The 710-nt window shown below is 57.6% G+C and carries 1 protein-coding gene; it reads right to left on the bottom strand.

The window, feature by feature from the left end; genetic code table 11:
* Nucleotides 1-710: PAS domain-containing protein (locus P0D89_RS53740; RefSeq protein WP_408379761.1), on the bottom strand; the 710-nt coding region annotated here is incomplete at both ends.

Here is a 710-nt window from a genome sequence, read left to right as displayed (position 1 = left end):
GTCTGCTTTGCCCCCGTCACGTCCATCACGGCCCCGATAAACGCCCTGTGGTCCGGCTGACCGTTCGCTGACCTCCCAACGACGTGGAGGTGCTTGATGCGACCATCAGGAAAAAGCAGACGATGCTCGATGTCGACGGTGAAACCGCGCGCCTTTGCAATCTTCTCCTCGAACAGGGGCATATCGTCCGGATGCACCCGCTGCCTGACCAGTTCAATGGTGGGCACGACCGCCAGGTCGTATTCGAAGATAGAAAAAGTCTCGTCGGACCAGTGGAGTTCGCCGCCCGAGACATTCCAGCAAAAACTGCCGGTCCTGCTCAGCTTCTGCGCTTCGGCGAAGTACTGCGCCTGACTCTTCCGGAGCAGTTCTTCGGCATGCTTGCGCTGCGTGATGTCGTTGTTGGTCTCAAGCGTGGCCAACGGATTTCCCGCGCCGTCGCGCTGCAGCGCCCAGCGGCTCGTCACGATTATCTTGGTGCCGTCCCGCCTCGTGTGAATTAACTCGCCCTCCCACTGGCCGTCGCGAAGAAAAATCCGCTGGAGCTCATCTCGAGGCAGCGGGAACACCGAACTCAGAAATTCGTCGATGAACTTCCCAACCGCCTCTTCCTTCTTCCATCCATAGAGTGTCTCTGCTGCCTGATTCCAGTATGTAATCACGTTGTTCTTATCGCGCACAATAATAATGTCGTGTGTCAGCTCCAGCAG

Origin of the sequence: Paraburkholderia sp. RL18-085-BIA-A, from assembly GCF_046027075.1 — a bacterium.
In the GTDB taxonomy this organism is placed as follows: domain Bacteria; phylum Pseudomonadota; class Gammaproteobacteria; order Burkholderiales; family Burkholderiaceae; genus Paraburkholderia.
This window is presented reverse-complemented; position numbering and strand designations above follow the sequence as displayed.